The 278-nt window shown below is 56.5% G+C and carries 1 protein-coding gene; it reads right to left on the reverse strand.

Going from position 1 to position 278, the window contains the following annotated elements; all coding sequences use genetic code 11:
- Nucleotides 1-37: 37 nt before the first annotated feature.
- Nucleotides 38-278: phage antirepressor KilAC domain-containing protein (locus QP415_RS11695; protein ID WP_285100190.1), on the reverse strand; the 241-nt coding region annotated here is incomplete at its 5' end.

Consider the following 278-nt stretch of genomic DNA (forward strand, 5'->3'; position numbering starts at 1 on the left):
TTCTTCTTCGAAAACCCAATATCAAGAGTCGCGACAGTCATGCTTGCACCTGACTTTCACGCTCAATCACCGGGAGAATGCCGAGCTGGTTCTTGAGCAGGTCGTAGATGAACAGACGTCCCTTCTGGGTCCAGTACATGTGGGTGCGGGTCTGGCCTTCGCCGTATTCGTGGGTCTTGGACTGGGTGTATCCCTGCTCGGCGTACTTCGCGTACAGGAACCACCGGCCCGACTGATGGAACTGCACGCGAGCATCACGCAGGATCCGGTTGAGCTTC

Origin of the sequence: Pauljensenia sp. UMB3104, from assembly GCF_030217285.1 — a bacterium.
Classification (GTDB): domain Bacteria; phylum Actinomycetota; class Actinomycetes; order Actinomycetales; family Actinomycetaceae; genus Pauljensenia.